Below are 14,949 nucleotides of genomic sequence, written 5' to 3'. Positions count from 1 at the left end.
AACTTCAACGCCTGCAACGCCTTCTGCGCCTCCGGCGACAACCCACCCCCGGACCCATCCGCGTCCGCACCATCAGAACCGGTACCAGTACCGGTACTCCCACCACCACCACCGCTACCACCGCCGGAACCCAGCCCCGCCAACGCCGAGGCCAGCATCGGCAACACACCCAACGCCATCGCCCCAGCAGACAACGCCGCCGGCGCCAACGCCGCCACCGTATCCGGATCCACCAAAGGATCAGCCTCAGCAGGCGCCGCCTGAGCCGGCGGCCCCGGTTGACCAGCAGGCGCCTGACCCGGCTGCCCCGCCGACTGACCCGGCGGCGCAACAACATTCCCCTGCGGCACAGCAGCCGAACCGACAGGCGCAGCACCGGAATTCGCGCCCTGGGCAGGCTTTTCCGGCGTCACCGCATTGCTATTCGTCGGTCCCTGGTTCGCCGGAGTCGACTCGTTCTGTCCTGGTGTCGCGGGTTGGCCGGGCGCGACCGGAGTTGTGCGCTGCCGCCTGTTCGACCATGGGGTTACCGGAGCGGAGGGTCTTTGTTCGGCAGTGCCTTCATCCGCCTGAGGCTCGACGGCAATCTCCGCCTCGGCGCTCGTCATCGCGTACCACCGAGCACCCACCGCACACGGACATAAGTGACCGGCGGTACCGGACGCCCGAGCGGCAAGCGGTGGAGGTACATCCGGGATTTCCTCCTATACCCATCGCCCGGGGGACCGGAACAACGTGGTGGTCACGGCAATTCGCGCACGTCAGCGCATGTCCTGTCCTGTTCATCCTGACTCGTCGGGCGTGGACCCCGGGTTCCCATCCTTGGGAATCCTCAACAATGAGGGGAGTCGATAGATGTTCGGCGCATGGTCGTCAGTGGTCTATCGCCGTGTTGGCGCGCACTCGACAGCGGATAGGTGATCATATGTTCGGTCTCGGATGGCGCGATGTCGTCTCTGGAGTCGCGAGCGGTGTCGGCTTCGCCTTCGGTGGACCGGTGGGCGCCGCACTGCTCGGTGGGGTAACTGGTGGGATCATGGCCGCCACCGAGGGTAAGAGCTTCGACGAATGCATGGAATCCGCACTCATCGATGGCGCCTTGGGTGCCATTCCTGGTGGATTGGTCGGTGGTGCCGCCAAGGGCGCTTTCCTCAAAGGCGGCGCGAAGGCGCTCGGCGAGAGCTTCAAAGACGCCGGATCCCTGTTCTTGAAGAAGGGTGCCTCGCAACAGTTCGGCGGATTCGGGACCCGTCTGGCTTTCTTGCGGGCTCCGATGAACAAGATGGGCTTGGGCACCATGACCGCGACAGCGGCCACGGCCTACGGCAATAAATATTGGGATCAATATAATAAGTCGACGCCGGCTGGTGTCGATGCACTGCCGATCACTCCCCTCCCCATTCCGTAACGGATCCGGTTGATGAGTAGCTCCTTGAAGCTTCACCAAATGTGGATGCCCGATCGTGACAAAATCGGGGAGGTGGCACCGGAATACCAGCCGCTGCTAGGTACTATTGACTGGTATAAGAAGCTTCCCACAACCTTCAAAGGCTATTTCGACAGTTGTGGCGACGGCAATGAAGAAAAGCCGACCCCGCCGGAGATGCCGATGCCTGCAGCGGTCAATGGGTCGGACCAGGCCAATTTCAAGAACTATATGGCCACGGCAACCAGCCTGCGCCAGGCGGCGGACCAGATCGATGAGTCGTCCAAGGCGATCGCGGCGAAGGTCAAGGACAAGGGAGCGTCCATCTCCATTCCCGCGCAGAAGGCCGTCAACGCTGGAGTCGATGCAATAAACGTTGCCGCCCCGACCGTCCCCAAACCGGGGATGAAGGAAGATCAACACATCTACGAGTTCTGCAATGAAGCGATTCAGGCGGTCGCGGCCGCTTTCGACGAGGCAACCGGCAAGGCCAACGACCTCAAGGGCGACGTCGATCAGGAGAGCGCGAAGCTCAAAGAGCTCGAAGAACAGATCAAGAAGCTCCAGCAGGAGAACGCGGATCTGAAGAAGAAGCTGACCGACCCGGCGGACGTAACCCAGGTGCCCACGGTAAACCCCACGCAGACTCCCACCGACGTCGGTTCCGTCGACGACGGTTCCACGGTCCCCGGGTTGGACGACCTCAGTTCGGACACCTCCGGAGTCGACACCGGAACCACGCCGACCGGTGAGTCGCTCGACGACAAGGTGCAGCAGGCGCTCGACGACCTCAACAACAGCGGCACGACGCCGAGTACCACCACACCGGCATCGGTGCCGGATACGTCCGCCGCGGCATCGCCGGCGAGTTCCGGTATGGACATGATGAGTTCGATGCTGCCGATGCTGATGGCGCAGATGATGAACCGCGGCCAGGCCGATACCGACCTGAACAGCCGGCGCAGCGAATACGACCCGTACGAGGACGAACTCCGCGCCGTACCCGCGGCCGTCGCGCCGGCCCAACCGGTGCAGCCCGCGACCAGCACGCCTGCGCCCGCGACCAATACCGGACCTCCGGCGAATTCGACGTCCTCGCAGCCGACGGCTGGAATGCCGGGCCGCACGCCGAATTCCGACGGCACCGTGGTGTACACCTTCCCGGACGGTCGGACTCAGAAGGTATCCGCCACTGTCGCACAGGCTTTGGATGCGGCGTTCGGCAACGCCAGCGGCACCGATGCCCAGGCGGCATACGCGAAGACTCCGGCGAAGTGGTCGGACAAGAAGCAGATCGGGGCTTCGGTCGATCCGTACCAGCTGATGACCGGCGATGTCGCGGTCTGGGACGGGCGCACGGCGATCCTGGTGGCCTTCCCCGCCGACGACGGCGGCACGCTGGAGGTCGTGGTCAATGGCCAGTTGAAGCAGTTCACCCCCGAAATGTCGGATAACGCTGGGGAATTCGGCCAATTCGTCGGATTCAACCATCCGAACGGCATCGAAGCGACCGCACCGGAGGATCACGATCAGGGCAAGATGTCGGGTATGCCGGTCACCGGCGATCCATCGGCGGGCGCGGCGATGCCCGCGGTAGCCGCTCCGGCGTGATCGTGAGCCGGATGGTGAGAGGAGGAGACGATGCCGCTGAATGTCGATCCGGCGCAACTCGTCGATGTGGCCTCGAAGCTGGCCGCACTGGCGCGTGACACCGGAGCCGGATTGCCGAACGGCTGGGTGCAGCCCGCGGGGGCCGACCCGATCTCCGGGACACATGTGCCCCGGCTCAACGCGCAGGCCGCGTCGCTTTTCAATGGCGTGCTCGGCGTGCTCAATGAAGTGCAGCGCCACGCACACCACGTCGGCGGCGCGGCAGCCGATTACACCGCGACCGATGATGAAAACGCGCGCGTTATCAATGGCAGCGGCGCGGAGATCCTCGCCAATCCGGTAGGCGATGTGCAGGAATTCGGTCTCCGGCAAGCGCCGAACTTCTCCCTGCCCGCCGCTACCGGTTCGGTCGACCCGCTCACCTTCGCGAAGCAATTGCACACCGGCCCGGGTCCTGGCCCGGCGACCAGCTTCGCGGCCGACATCCGCAAGTACACCGGCGGCTTCCACACCGCGGCCGCCGAAGGTGTCGACAGTGCGGCCACGCTGATGCAGAACTGGACGCCGGTCGGCACCACGGTGTCCGAGCACCTGACCCAGCATCGGAACTGGTTGGGGCAGCTCGGTACCGAATTGGGGGCACTGGCCGACAACGTCGACGCCTACAGCAATGCGTTCACGGTCGCGAAGGCCAAACATCCGACACCCGAGGAGATCATCGCGGCCCGCAAGCGGTTGCTGGCCGCGATGAAATCGAAGAACGAGTTGGCGATCCAAGCGGCCCTTGCCGAATTCCAGGAGCAGAACGCCCGCTCCGCCGAGGCGATCACCGGCTACACCACGACGGTCAACTCCAAGGTGCCCGAGGGTGGTACGAGCGACACCGGTGGCAGCGGCAACGGAAGCAGCAGCGGCAGTGGCAGCGATACCACCAGCATGCTGTCCCAGATGCTCCCGGCGATGATGAGCGCTATGTCCTCCGCCGCCGGCATGGCCCAGAACCAGGACACCTCGGATCTCGGCCTCGATGACGAGTACAGCGACTACGGATACGACGACCTCGGCATTCCCAGCGGCCTCGGGTCGTCGCTGGGTGGCGGGGCAGCGGGCAGTCCGATCTCCGGCGCCGGGATTCCGGACATCACCAGCGCGACCACCTCGATGTCGGTGGGCGCCATGCCGATCGTCGCGACCGCCGGTGCGGCATCGAACACCCCGGTCGGGATGGCGAGGACACCGGTCATCGAGCCACTGTCGTCCGCGTCGTCGGGCGCGGCGGCCGCCGCGCGCGGCGCCGGTACCGGCACCGGGATGATGCCGTATATGCCGATGTCCCCTGGTATGGGCGGTGCCGGTGGCAACGGTAACGAACGCAATCGGGTGGTCGCTTGGCATCCCGACCGGTTGATGTATGTCGACGACACCCCGCATACCGAACAGGTCATCGGGGAGCGTCCGACCATCGCCCCGACCGTGACACCGCCGACGCCATCGCCTGGCCAGGGCCCGACTCAATCCGGAGGTTCCGTGTGAGTGATATCCACCCCGATGTCCAGGCGGCCCTCGACGCCGCCCGTGAGTTGCGGCATCGAATCGCCGATATGCGTGAGCGGATCGACGGCATCCGCGCGCGTCGGCCCTCGCCGAGCGGTGCGATCATCCCCGAGGTGGATGCGATGGGCCGGCTGACGGATCTGTTTCTGGCGCCGGGCACCGTGGATCGGCTCACCAATCAAGAACTGGTCACCGAGATCATGGCGGCCATCCGGGAGAGCACCGCTGATGCGGCACGGCAGTACCAGAGCGTGATGGAAGCGGTGCCGCCGCCCGAGCCGTTCGAGCCCTTAGGTCCGTCCGGTCCGTCCGGCCCGTCCGGTCCGTCCGGGTCGCACTCGGCGACCGCTGGTGCGGTGCCGTCATGACCGAACCCGGTGCGGTTACTGTTGCCGATACTGTGCGATGGCTGCACGATGAAGGCCTGGTCCGGTTGGCCGGGGTTGCCGAGCGGATGCCGAGTCTGGTGGCCGCGTACACCATCGATGTCGCGACTGGAACCGTCGTCGCCCATCCCGCCACCGGTGCCGGTGTCGGATCGGATGTGGTGACCCTCGGCGCGGACGATCTGCCTTATCCGGTCGGCACCGCAAAGCGGCTGGTGATCGTTGGCGTCACCACCACAGAGACATTGCTGGTGGTCGACCTGGCGACCGCGTTGACCCTCGCCATCAACGCTGATCGCCCTGAAGTCGCGGCCCGGGCCTGGGCGGTGCAGTTGCTGCTCAACCCCGAGATCACCGTGACCACCAATAGCTCCGATATCGCGATCGCGAGCAGTTCGCGCTGCCGGCAGAGTTTCATTCCCGGTGGCGGCGCGACGATCATGAATATCGACGACACGCGTCCCCCGATCACGACGGTTACGCTCAATCCGACCAACGAGGGACCGGATCATCTCGATATCGCCCCGGACGGAACGGCCGAGATGTACCTCGGTGCTCGATTCTGGCAGTTGCGCCAGATCATGAGCATCGACGATACCGCGTGGAGCGCGCTCGCCGAGCAACTGGAAGCACCCGACGAGGATCCGTCCGTGCGCAGCGCATCCTCGAATCGTCAACATGCCGAACGTCTTTAGGAGGGATCCCGTTGACTGAGACACATCCGGACGAGCTCGATGTGGATGATGCGGCGCCGGCTCCCGACTGGCGGAGCATGGTCTACGAAGTGTTCAATCCCGACCACACCTGTGGCGTCGCCTGCGACCGTGACGGTGAGATCGTCGGGATGCACATCACCGACGATGCCCGTGACAACGGCGATGCCTGGTTGGCTGCGGAGATTCTGAAGCTCGCGCGCCTGGCGCATATGAAGTCCCGGGTCGGGCTGCGTGCCGAAATGGAGTACAAGGGCACACGTTCCTACACCATCGACTCCTTCGATCTGCCCACCGAAGCCTCCTTCCGAGCCATGGTGAATGCCGAATTCGGCGCCACCAGCTGAACCGAAATAACCTCTCAGACGGGATGCCGACATGGTGGATATGGACGAACCGCACGAAGTGAACGCTGCGGCAGGCAGATTCGCCGGAGCCATCGAAACGGTCTCGGGTCAGGTTTCCGGGACTGTCTCGGATCTGGTCCTGCACCATCGGCCCGAATCGGACCTCGACCGGTCGCTGGACGCGCACCGGCAGGAGATCGTGGCGGCGTTCGGTCACGCCGTCGCGGCCAGCAACCGTGGTGCGCGAATCACCCACACCGCGACGGTGAGCACGACGAATGTCCTCACCGATGCGGATGTGACGGGCGGTACGTACGTCCAACGCTACGACCCGATCTGATCACCGGATGCCACCGGAGCACGAAAGTCAGTACTGGGACGAGATAGTCCGGGACAAATGGCCGGAGGTCCCGCCCGGCGACTGGAGCGCACTGGAAAACACCTCGCGTGACGGCGCCGCGGCGCTGGACACGCTCGGCGCCGAACAAGCCCGTCACGACTTCGACGATCGGGTCCGCGCCAGCGAGGGGCTCGAACCCGTCAAACACAATATGCTGAAGCAGCGCGGTAATCCGCAGGCCTTTGCCGACGCGCTGGATGCCGCGGCCGATATTTTCGGGTATTTCTCCGATCTGGTCTATCGCACCCGTAACAAGATTCTCGACATCGTCGAGGAGGCCACCGCCAAAATTCAGCAGGCGTATCAGGCCGCCGCGAACGACGAATCCGATGACGAGGCCGAGCGTGAGGCCAAGGCGGCCGCCTTGGACGACCGCGTCAAGCGGATCATCGCCGAGGCCCGTGACGAGGTCGACGATGTGGCGCGGACCGCGCAGACTTCGATCGGCCCGACGATCCTGCGGGACCTGGAGCGCCTCAAAGCTAAGCTGTGGCATCCGGGGCCAGGGAACCCCGGCGGTCCCCAGCTACCGGACGGGCCGCCGGGACACCGGCCCGCGCATCAACACTTGCCCGGCCAGCAGCACGAGATCGGGCGTCCGGGGGCCGGACCGAACCACCAGTTCCCGGCTCCAATGGGCTACGGTCCGCAATTCGATGTGCCGGTGATGGATACGTCCGACCAAGGTTTGCCGGGGAGCGCGCCGACAGACCTTCCCGCTGATTCGCCGTCCCAGGGCACACCGACGGATGCGTCGACCGGTCCGGGGATGCCGCCCGCGGTCTCGGCCCCGCCTTCGACTCCGGGCGTCACTACCGGCTATGTTCCGGGGGCGCAGCCGGACGGTGGCGATCCAGGTGCTTCCACGACCGGTGTCCCATCGCGTGCGCCTTCGACGACCGGATCCGGTGAACTCCAGGGCCATACCGATTCCGGTGCGCATGGCGACACGGCCGCCGATACCACCGCTTCTCAGCAGCACGAGGAACCCGGCACCGCCGCAACCGATTCCGGTCACGGTTCCGATCCCGCCGAGATCGCACGGGAGGCGGCGTCGACCAACTCGGCAGGGCAGATGTCGCCGATGCTGCCGACGATCCTGCCGCCTGCGGCTGGTTCGACTGGAATATCCGCGCCGCCATCGTCGGCGCCGCCGGTGTCGGCACAGTCCTCGGCTCAATCGTCGGCGCAATCCCCGGCAGCGCAGTCGCGGCCTGGGATGGAAAATAGAGCCCCGCAGGTCGATTCGCGCGGGTCGGGCTCCCCGGTCCCGAAGGTATCCGCCGGTCCTACCGCGCCGGTGCCCAACGCGGCCGTCCCGCCCGCGAAATCGGGCTCGCCGCAACGTGATCCGCAGGCCGTTGACGGGCGGTCGGATACCGGCGGCAGCGACGAACTGATCCGCGATGTGGTCGGCGGAGCGATGGCGGCGGCCGCCGCGCCGACCTTCATGCTCGGCGAGCGCGTCGACGGTGATCTCGTTCTGGCCCGGACATTGCTGGGCGGTGTACTGGCCGTGGTGGATTCGTCGGTGATCGGCCTGGAGTGGGCGGTGTCGATAATGCGGCATTCCGGCGGCGTCAACGCGTTCATCACCTCGAATGAGGGCCGCAGCTGGCTACCTGCGAGCCTGTACCTTCCGCGTGAGATTTCGACGCCTTGGATGTGGGAGGTCGCGGATCCCGCGTGGGAAGGCGTCTCCGATCCGGCACGGGTGCTCGCCGAGTTCGGCGCGGCGTGGGGACGCCGAACGGGTGCCAAGGTGACCGCGATCGTATCGTCGCAGCCGATCGATTCGGCTATGCGTGCCCAACTGCGTGAGGTACCGATGGAGGGGCCGGTATCCGCCTCGTCGGCAATGGATTTGAGCGCGGCGGCAGCGGGTTTGGCGGATCGCCTCGGTCTGGTGGCCGCACCACAGTTACTGGAGCGGGTCGGACAGGTGCCGGCGCAGGGGATCGGATCGCGCTGCATCGACCTCGCCTGGGATGCGCATCGGCGCGTCGGACAGGCGGGTGCGCCCGACTCGTTGGGGCTGCCGCACCTGCGCCAGCGGATCCTGGACGCGATCCGGCAGCGCCGGGAGGTGTCCGCCGACTGGTGGGGGGAACTGCGCGACGCCGACGATCTGCTCGCGGCGTCGATGCTGTCGCGCCGGGCCGATGTATCACGAGTCGCGTTGGGGGAGTTGCGATCCGACGCCGACGGGCGGTCGGCGACGGAGGCGATGCTGCTGCGCGCGATGGTATTCGAGCGTCGCTGTGACGAACTGGTACTGCTACTCGTGGACAAGCCGAATCGACAGCACTTGCGCGATGCGGTCTACGCCCACGGACAGATCGTCGATCACCCGTTGTTCGTGGACGCGCCACGCGCACCCGCCGCAACGACGGCCGCTCGGCGACCGACGATCAGCACGGGACCCCCGCGTCAGTCGTAGTAGTCGTCGTACTCGTCGGCCTCGTAAGCGACCAGGGCCGGCTCCTCGACGACGACCGCGTCCGGTTCCCGCAGGCTGGGTGCGCCCGGCAGCAGATCCTCCGGATCGGGCATGCGGCCGACGATATCTTCGATCGGACCGATGCTCTCGCTGACCCGCTGATGCGCCAGCCGCGCGGCCTCCCTGGCTGCTTCTGTGACGGCCCGGCCGAGATCCGCCGCGGCGCCGCGCAGTGCCCGCGGCTCCAATCGCACGTCGGTGACAATTCCGGACTGATCGACGGTTACCTCGACCGAACCGTCGCGCGAACTGGCCTTGGCGGTCATGGCGGACAACTCGTCCCGAATATCGGCGAGCTCTGCCCGTTGCTGTTCGTAGTGCCGCTGCTCCATCAGCGGTTGTCCGCATCGAGTGCCGCCTGGCCTTCGGCATAATGGCCGGGCATCATTGCTGCGATATCGGCCCGAGTTTGCTGCGGCCATTGCGGATTCGCGAGCTGATTCAATAGCCAATCGGTGTCGTGGCGGTCGAGGCGGGCCACCGCGAAGTACACGATGTCGTCGTTGAACATCTCCGGATTTCGGACCGGGTCTATTTCGCCGCGCAGGTACTCGGTCACGATGTCGCGGGCCACGGCGATCCGCCGTTGATCGGTCATCTCATCCTCCGTATGCGGCATCGTCGATCATTGGGTGTAGTTCTCGTGGGGCAGTCTGGGGTCCGCTCCGTGTCTCGGCAGTGCGGCAAGGACCGCGTCACGGAAGTCCTCGTACGTGCCGTCGCGCATGCGGACCGACTGCAATGCCTCGAAGACTGCATCCGCTCGGGTTCCGCCGAAGCCGCTGCGCTCTGCTGTCAGCGGCTCGGCGCCGAAGCTCACCCCCTCCATGACCTGTTGCGTCATGGCGGGGACATCCCAGAGGAAAGTATCGGGGTGCTGTTCCTGGTATTGCTTCAGCCAGTCGACGACCCTATAGGCGTCCTCCACCTGGTTCACATAAACGACCATGCTGTCCGCACTCAGCCTCTGTGGCCCGCCGACTTTCGCCGCAGCGACGCCAGGGAATCGATCGGGGCGGTCGACAACCTCGTTCACGATCCCGCGCATCAGAGCCGGGGTCGCGTCGCCGCGTGCATTGATGTACACGCGGTAGCCGACAGCATCGGTATCAGCGTCCAAGCGGTGGAAGAAAAGAAACCCGATGTCCGACGGGTCCGCCCTGTCGACATCCTCGGGGGCGAGACGCTTCGGGCGTCCATCCCACGGCTGCATAACCGCTCGCTGATTATCTGGCGCGCGGTTGCGGAGAATGTCTCCCATTTCGCCGGGGAAGGCGCGAGGATCGGATATGGAGTTGGCCTCGGAAGAAGCATGGTATCTGACGTAGACATCGTCCCGATGTCCGATGAAGTCCTGGTCCGTCCAGATTCGTTGGAGAAATTGTTCGAGGTTCTCGCGAGACAGCGGAGGTGCTTCCAGTCCGTGCACCTGATACGAGAGGTCCCGCACTGCCATGAGTCCCTCGAAAGAAATGTCCGGGTCCATGCTGTAGACGAATTCCGTTAACGGCATATCGGGCCGGAGGGCCTGATGCAATTCCTCGAACGACATCTCTGGCCGTATCAGCTGCGCGAACTCCTCGGGCGACAGATCGGGCCGTACCATCTGATGGAAATCCTCGAAAGACATCTCCGAACGCAGGGCCTGATGCAATTCCTCCAGTGTGCGCGGGTGGTCTAATACTTCGGGGAATTTCCGCACGGCATATTCGAATACGTTCGCATCCGGATGCCCCGCTGGCCACAACTCGCCGGGCAGATCGCCCGCAGTGGCCGGTGTTTCCTCGCCGAGCGGCGGCACCGTCCGCTGCGGATCCCCATCGCCATGGGTGTGGTCGGGCGGCAGTGGTGTCTCTTCCTCACGTGCGCGCTGGGGCCCGACCTGTGGGTCGTGCTCAGGGGGCACGGTTTCTTCGGTGCGCGACGGGGCAGGTCGTTGTGGCTCGGCCGCGTCTCCTCTGCCCTGGGGGTGTTCGGGCGGCAGGGTCTCTCCGGTACGCGGCGGGACTGTGTGGCCCGGGTCGATGGGACCTCGTTCGCCCTGTGTGTGCTCCGGTGGCGGAGTTGCTTCTTCGGCGGGTGCACGCGGGGGCCAGACCTGCTTGTCGCCCCCCGGCGGCGCGGTCTCTTCGGTATGCGGCGGGACCGTGTGGTCCGGGTCGCGCGACCCCGGTGCGTGCTCTGGTGGCGGGGTGGATTCCTCGTCGGGTGCACGCTGCGGCCTGACCTGTTCGTCGTGTCCCGGGGGCGTGGTCTCCTCGGTCTGCGGCGGGGCTTTTCGTTGCGGGTCGGCCGTATCCGGATCGTCCGTGCGGTCTGGCGCCGGGGTCTCTTCCTCGGCGGGCCGTCGTTGGGGTTTGACCTGCGGCTCGTCGCCTGCTGGCGCAGTCTCGTCAGTCTGCGGTCGCACCGTTGGCCGCGGCTCGGCTGGTTCCCTTTCGCCTTGCGTTTGGTCGGGTCGTGGGGCCGCTTCCGGCGTACCGGGCTTTCGAGGCGGGAGATTCCCGTCGGAGTCTGGACGTGGAGTGGCGGGTTTGCCGCCCGTCGGGTCACCCGCTCCGGGGGCGGTGGAGTCTGGGCGTGATCCCGTTGGGCCGGGCGGGTGTGGGCCGGTTCCGCCCGGTGGCGCGGTGCCGGGGGGTGTGGTGGTGGTCGGCGGGGTGCTGGTGCCGGGAGGCGTGCCTGTGCCCGGCGGTGTTGTCGTGGGGGGTGGGGTTCCCTGCGGTGGTGGCGTAACGCGTGGGGTTCCGTCGGGCGCTGTGGGGTGTGGTGGGGTGCCAGGTGGTGTTGCCGGTGGGGTGGCGGGTGGTGTGGCACCGCGCGGGGTGGCACCAGGCGGTGTCGCGGGTGGTGTGGCGCCGGGTGGCGTGGCAGGTGGTGTGGCACCGCGCGGGGTGGCACCAGGCGGTGTCACGGGTGGTGTGGCACCAGGCGGAGTGGCGCCGGGTGCACCGGGAGTGGCCGGTGGCGTAGCGCCATGTGTGGCCGGTGGTGTGGTGGCCGGGGGTGTGGTGGAGGTACTCGAGTTCGAGGAGTTCGTCTTGGGCCTGACTCGTATACCTGGTGGCAAGGGGCGGGCGAAGATGGTGGCCGAACCGACGAAGCCGCCGACGAAACCTTGGATCACGGTGGTTCGCAGTTCCTCGGCGTTAGGAATATGCCCGGTGACGACGATCCCCGCGCCCGCACCGCTGATCGCGCCCGCGAAGCCGCCGACGCCACCGATGAGTAACCCGGCCGTGACGTGCGCGCCGTAGCGGACAATATTCGATTCAGATTTGCCCGCGACCTTGCCGAGGAATTTGTTGATGCCCGGAGCGAAGCGTGAGGCGAATCGCGCTCCGATGCCGCCGCCGACGCCACCGATGATCCCGGCATCTTGGACCATGCCCCAGTCCATCTTGTCGCGGTGGTGCAGTACCTCCTTCTGGTAGAACTGGGCACCGGCGTTGACGGCGGCGGCGGTGCCGGCACCCAGCGCGGCCCCGATGGCCGTGGCCTTGGCCAGCGGCAAACCCTTGCGTTTGGTGGCACAATCCAGCCCGACCTTCTTGATTCTGCCGAAGTACCGGCGAGCGCCCGCGGCCCACGACGCTTCGGCTGCCGCTCGGTCCTCGGCGGCCTTCACGACGCCCGGCGCGGACATCAGCGCATCCACCGCGAGCTGCGCCAGCAGCGCGAATCCGGTTCCGATCACCTGCAGCTTCATGAACTCGCAGTCGTTGGCCTTCTGATAGCACTGCTCGGCCATGGAGTCGCAGTACTCGGCCTGGTTGCGCAGATCGTCGCCGAGCTGCACGTTCCTGGTCGCCTTCGTGTCGGCGCTGTAGCCGTGGAGGGCGGCCTTTTCCGTGGCGGACGCCGTATCGTGCCGTTTGCCGAGATTGCGGCAGCTGCCGCCAGTCGCCTTCCAGTGGTCCCCCTCGCGGCGCACCGCGTCCTCATCGCAATCCGGCCAGTACCCCGCCACGGCCTCGACCAGCCACTTGGGAAAGGCCGCCGGCAGCGTCAGTGTCACAGCGACGCACCAGGTATGGCGGCCGGTTCTTCGGGCACTCCCGTAGCCTCGGTAGTGATGTCGGCGCCAATTGACTCGGTGACGAATGCCCGACGTGCCGTCGCGATCATGTCGTTGGTGATATCCGGATGGGCCAGGGCAATGGTGATCAGTGCCGAGTCGGTGTCCGGCCCCAACCCCACGTGCATCCGCAGTGGCCGACCGTCGACGGCCGCCGACAGTTCCGTCTCGAAGGTGCTGTGCCGCGCTTCGGCGGTGTGTCCACCGCCGAAGCTCACGGCGTGGCCGTTTTCCGTGCGGTCTCTACCAGCAAGCGGTGCAACACCTTTGCGGGCGGCGCCGCCTCGGAACCGTTGATCTGGACCTCGGTGAACGCGTCCGCGACGGCCATCCCGGGGTCGAAACGGCCGTTGTGGAATCCGTAGCCGCTCAGCTGGGCGCGCCATTGTTCGTACTCGGAACTCGACTCGGTGGCCGCGTTCTCGCGCGGCGCCGTGCCTCGGGTGCGCGTGAACTCGGCGATCAGCGCGTCCTGAGCCGCCTGTCTGGCGCGGAAGCTGCCTGCGACATCGAGCGCGTGCCCGAGTTCGCGGACCATTGTCGAATACACCGGCCGCCGGTCCGACCCGCGCGCGAGTTTCCCGGAATGCGTTGCGGTGCGGATGTATTCGGCGAATACCGCGGGATTGCGGGCGACCACGGTGTCGAGCACGATGCGACGGGTGAACGGCTCCGGGCCGGTGGCCCCCGCGACCCAGTCCCATTCCAGGCGGGTGGCGGCATCGGCCGAGTCGGCGATCGCTATCTGCCGCAGATCGACATATGGGTATTGGGAGAGCACATCGTCCAGCGCCGCCGCGATCTCCCGGATCGTGTACCCGTCGACGCTCGGATCGTCGAAGCCGACGAGTTCGAGATCGTGTCGCTCGGCCAATTTCCGTGCCAGCAGTGCGTTTTCACCGCCGACCGCACCATCGGCCCACGGATGACGCGCGGCGGATTTCGACTCGGCGCCGAAGGCCTTGCCCGCCGCCTTGGCTGCCGGACGGGCGTACTGCTGGTTCTGGTCGGGTAGATGCGGTGCGGACATTCTCGGCGGGGTACTCGACGGTGCGGAAACCCGCGGCGCGTCGTTGCTCGGTGCCGATGTTTGCGTCGGTGCGGCTGCCGCCGCCTTCGGCGCGGTGGTATCGGGGGTGGAACCGCTACCGGACGTACCCCTCGACCACGGTGTATTCGACTGCTTGCGGTCGGCGGTCACAGCGTCGGCGGTTGGTCGGACAGCGGCCGGCTGCGCTGAATTACCCGTCGTAGTGTCCGATTCCGGTCGTGAATCGGATGTGTCACGGGTATCCGGCGCGGCCGCGCCGTCACCGAACGGGCTGCCCTGCGCGGGCATGCCGTTCCCGTTCAGGCCGCCCGGGGTGGTCGGTGCGGTGGCTGTGGGAGTGGGAGTGGGCTGTGCGCTGCTCGAGGCATCCGGTGTTGTGGTCGAAGTCGGCGTGGACGAATCGGCCGGGTCGGGTTGCGACGCGGGAGACGATCGCGTGGCGTCGGGCGTACTGTTCGTCGCAGTCGGCGCCTGCTGGTCCTGCGAGTACTGATCGGTCGGTGTGGTCGAGCCGGCATTCTGACTGTCGGGAGGCGACTGGTCCCCGGTGTCGCTGATCAAGCGAGCGGACTCGCGGTCCTGGCGGTCGAAGCTTTCGACGAGATCGCTGACGATCTTGCCCTCTTCGCGCAGGCTCGCAACCGTCTTCGCCAGGCTCGCGATTCCTTTGTCCCTATCCGGCACATAGGTATCGGCGAATGCCTGGCCCGGAGTGTCCCTGCCCCAGGGTTCGCCTTCGCGCTCGAGCGCGGCCTTCAATTGATCGAGCACGCGCTGCGCGTCGGCGCCGATATCCTCGAATTCCGGCACCAGTGCACGAAGTCGCTCCTCATCGACTTCCAATGACTGCGCCACACGGACTCCTCACGCCTGCTGTGGTCAA

At 66.3% G+C, this 14,949-nt stretch carries 14 protein-coding genes; 8 read left to right on the top strand and 6 right to left on the bottom strand.

Annotated elements, in window-relative coordinates; genetic code table 11:
• The coding region (locus ACIBW7_RS22015) for a hypothetical protein (RefSeq protein WP_397049046.1) at positions 1 to 236 on the bottom strand (236 nt) is incomplete at its 3' end.
• A gap of 689 nt (positions 237 to 925) precedes the next feature.
• Between ACIBW7_RS22015 and ACIBW7_RS22010 the strand changes: the two genes are divergently transcribed.
• The 8 genes from ACIBW7_RS22010 (at position 926) to ACIBW7_RS21975 (ending at position 8,877) form a co-directional block, all read left to right on the top strand.
• Positions 926 to 1,408, top strand: a complete 483-nt coding sequence (locus ACIBW7_RS22010) for a hypothetical protein (RefSeq protein WP_397049044.1) — start codon at positions 926 to 928, stop codon at positions 1,406 to 1,408.
• Positions 1,409 to 1,609: 201 nt separating this feature from the next.
• A complete protein-coding gene (locus ACIBW7_RS22005; protein ID WP_397049042.1) occupies positions 1,610 to 3,037 on the top strand; it encodes a hypothetical protein in 1,428 nt (475 codons plus the stop codon).
• 30 nt (positions 3,038 to 3,067) lie between these two features.
• On the top strand, positions 3,068 to 4,570 hold the full coding sequence (locus ACIBW7_RS22000; RefSeq protein ID WP_397049040.1) for a PPE domain-containing protein: 1,503 nt from the start codon (positions 3,068 to 3,070) through the stop codon (positions 4,568 to 4,570).
• Positions 4,567 to 4,959, top strand: a complete 393-nt coding sequence (locus tag ACIBW7_RS21995) for a YbaB/EbfC family nucleoid-associated protein (protein WP_397049038.1) — start codon at positions 4,567 to 4,569, stop codon at positions 4,957 to 4,959. The genes ACIBW7_RS22000 and ACIBW7_RS21995 overlap by 4 nt, the downstream gene beginning before the upstream one ends.
• Positions 4,956 to 5,672 (top strand): hypothetical protein, encoded by a 717-nt coding sequence (locus tag ACIBW7_RS21990; RefSeq protein ID WP_397049036.1) that lies wholly within the window; start codon positions 4,956 to 4,958, stop codon positions 5,670 to 5,672. The genes ACIBW7_RS21995 and ACIBW7_RS21990 overlap by 4 nt, the downstream gene beginning before the upstream one ends.
• Positions 5,673 to 5,683: 11 nt before the next feature.
• Entirely contained in the window at positions 5,684 to 6,037 is a 354-nt protein-coding gene (locus ACIBW7_RS21985; protein WP_397049034.1) for a hypothetical protein, read from the top strand.
• A gap of 31 nt (positions 6,038 to 6,068) precedes the next feature.
• Positions 6,069 to 6,377: a hypothetical protein gene (locus ACIBW7_RS21980; RefSeq protein WP_397049032.1), complete on the top strand. Its 309-nt coding sequence runs from the start codon at positions 6,069 to 6,071 to the stop codon at positions 6,375 to 6,377.
• 7 nt (positions 6,378 to 6,384) lie between these two features.
• A complete protein-coding gene (locus tag ACIBW7_RS21975) occupies positions 6,385 to 8,877 on the top strand; it encodes a hypothetical protein (protein ID WP_397049030.1) in 2,493 nt (830 codons plus the stop codon).
• Here the strand turns inward: ACIBW7_RS21975 and ACIBW7_RS21970 are convergent.
• From ACIBW7_RS21970 to ACIBW7_RS21950, 5 genes are read right to left on the bottom strand one after another with little or no spacing between them, the layout of a single operon-like run.
• Entirely contained in the window at positions 8,868 to 9,269 is a 402-nt protein-coding gene (locus tag ACIBW7_RS21970) for a YbaB/EbfC family nucleoid-associated protein (RefSeq protein ID WP_397049028.1), read from the bottom strand. The two genes, ACIBW7_RS21975 and ACIBW7_RS21970, sit on opposite strands and share 10 nt — an antisense overlap.
• Complete coding sequence (locus ACIBW7_RS21965) at positions 9,269 to 9,535, bottom strand: hypothetical protein (RefSeq protein ID WP_397049026.1); 267 nt, start codon at positions 9,533 to 9,535, stop codon at positions 9,269 to 9,271. Before ACIBW7_RS21965 ends, ACIBW7_RS21970 begins: the two co-directional genes overlap by 1 nt.
• 27 nt (positions 9,536 to 9,562) lie before the next feature.
• Positions 9,563 to 12,955 (bottom strand): T3SS effector HopA1 family protein, encoded by a 3,393-nt coding sequence (locus tag ACIBW7_RS21960; RefSeq protein WP_397049024.1) that lies wholly within the window; start codon positions 12,953 to 12,955, stop codon positions 9,563 to 9,565.
• Positions 12,952 to 13,233, bottom strand: coding sequence for a hypothetical protein (locus tag ACIBW7_RS21955; RefSeq protein WP_397049022.1), 282 nt, complete (start codon positions 13,231 to 13,233; stop codon positions 12,952 to 12,954). The genes ACIBW7_RS21960 and ACIBW7_RS21955 overlap by 4 nt, the downstream gene beginning before the upstream one ends.
• Entirely contained in the window at positions 13,230 to 14,921 is a 1,692-nt protein-coding gene (locus ACIBW7_RS21950; RefSeq protein ID WP_397049020.1) for a hypothetical protein, read from the bottom strand. The genes ACIBW7_RS21955 and ACIBW7_RS21950 overlap by 4 nt, the downstream gene beginning before the upstream one ends.
• Positions 14,922 to 14,949 lie beyond the last annotated feature (28 nt).

The organism is Nocardia sp. NPDC049526 (assembly GCF_044465765.1).
GTDB lineage: Bacteria > Actinomycetota > Actinomycetes > Mycobacteriales > Mycobacteriaceae > Nocardia.
The sequence above is the reverse complement of the archived record's forward strand: the minus strand, read 5'-3'. Positions and strand labels throughout refer to the sequence as shown.

What these genes read in the sequence shown, in the direction of transcription:
- ACIBW7_RS22010 (WP_397049044.1), top strand. Translation starts at nt 926, where the DNA reads ATGTTCGGTCTCGGATGGCGCGATGTCGTCTCTGGAGTCGCGAGCGGT.
- ACIBW7_RS21980 (WP_397049032.1), top strand. Translation starts at nt 6,069, where the DNA reads ATGGTGGATATGGACGAACCGCACGAAGTGAACGCTGCGGCAGGCAGA.
- ACIBW7_RS21970 (WP_397049028.1), bottom strand. Translation starts at nt 9,269, where the DNA reads ATGGAGCAGCGGCACTACGAACAGCAACGGGCAGAGCTCGCCGATATT.
- ACIBW7_RS22000 (WP_397049040.1), top strand. Translation starts at nt 3,068, where the DNA reads ATGCCGCTGAATGTCGATCCGGCGCAACTCGTCGATGTGGCCTCGAAG.
- ACIBW7_RS21975 (WP_397049030.1), top strand. Translation starts at nt 6,385, where the DNA reads ATGCCACCGGAGCACGAAAGTCAGTACTGGGACGAGATAGTCCGGGAC.
- ACIBW7_RS21965 (WP_397049026.1), bottom strand. Translation starts at nt 9,535, where the DNA reads ATGACCGATCAACGGCGGATCGCCGTGGCCCGCGACATCGTGACCGAG.
- ACIBW7_RS21990 (WP_397049036.1), top strand. Translation starts at nt 4,956, where the DNA reads ATGACCGAACCCGGTGCGGTTACTGTTGCCGATACTGTGCGATGGCTG.
- ACIBW7_RS22005 (WP_397049042.1), top strand. Translation starts at nt 1,610, where the DNA reads ATGCCTGCAGCGGTCAATGGGTCGGACCAGGCCAATTTCAAGAACTAT.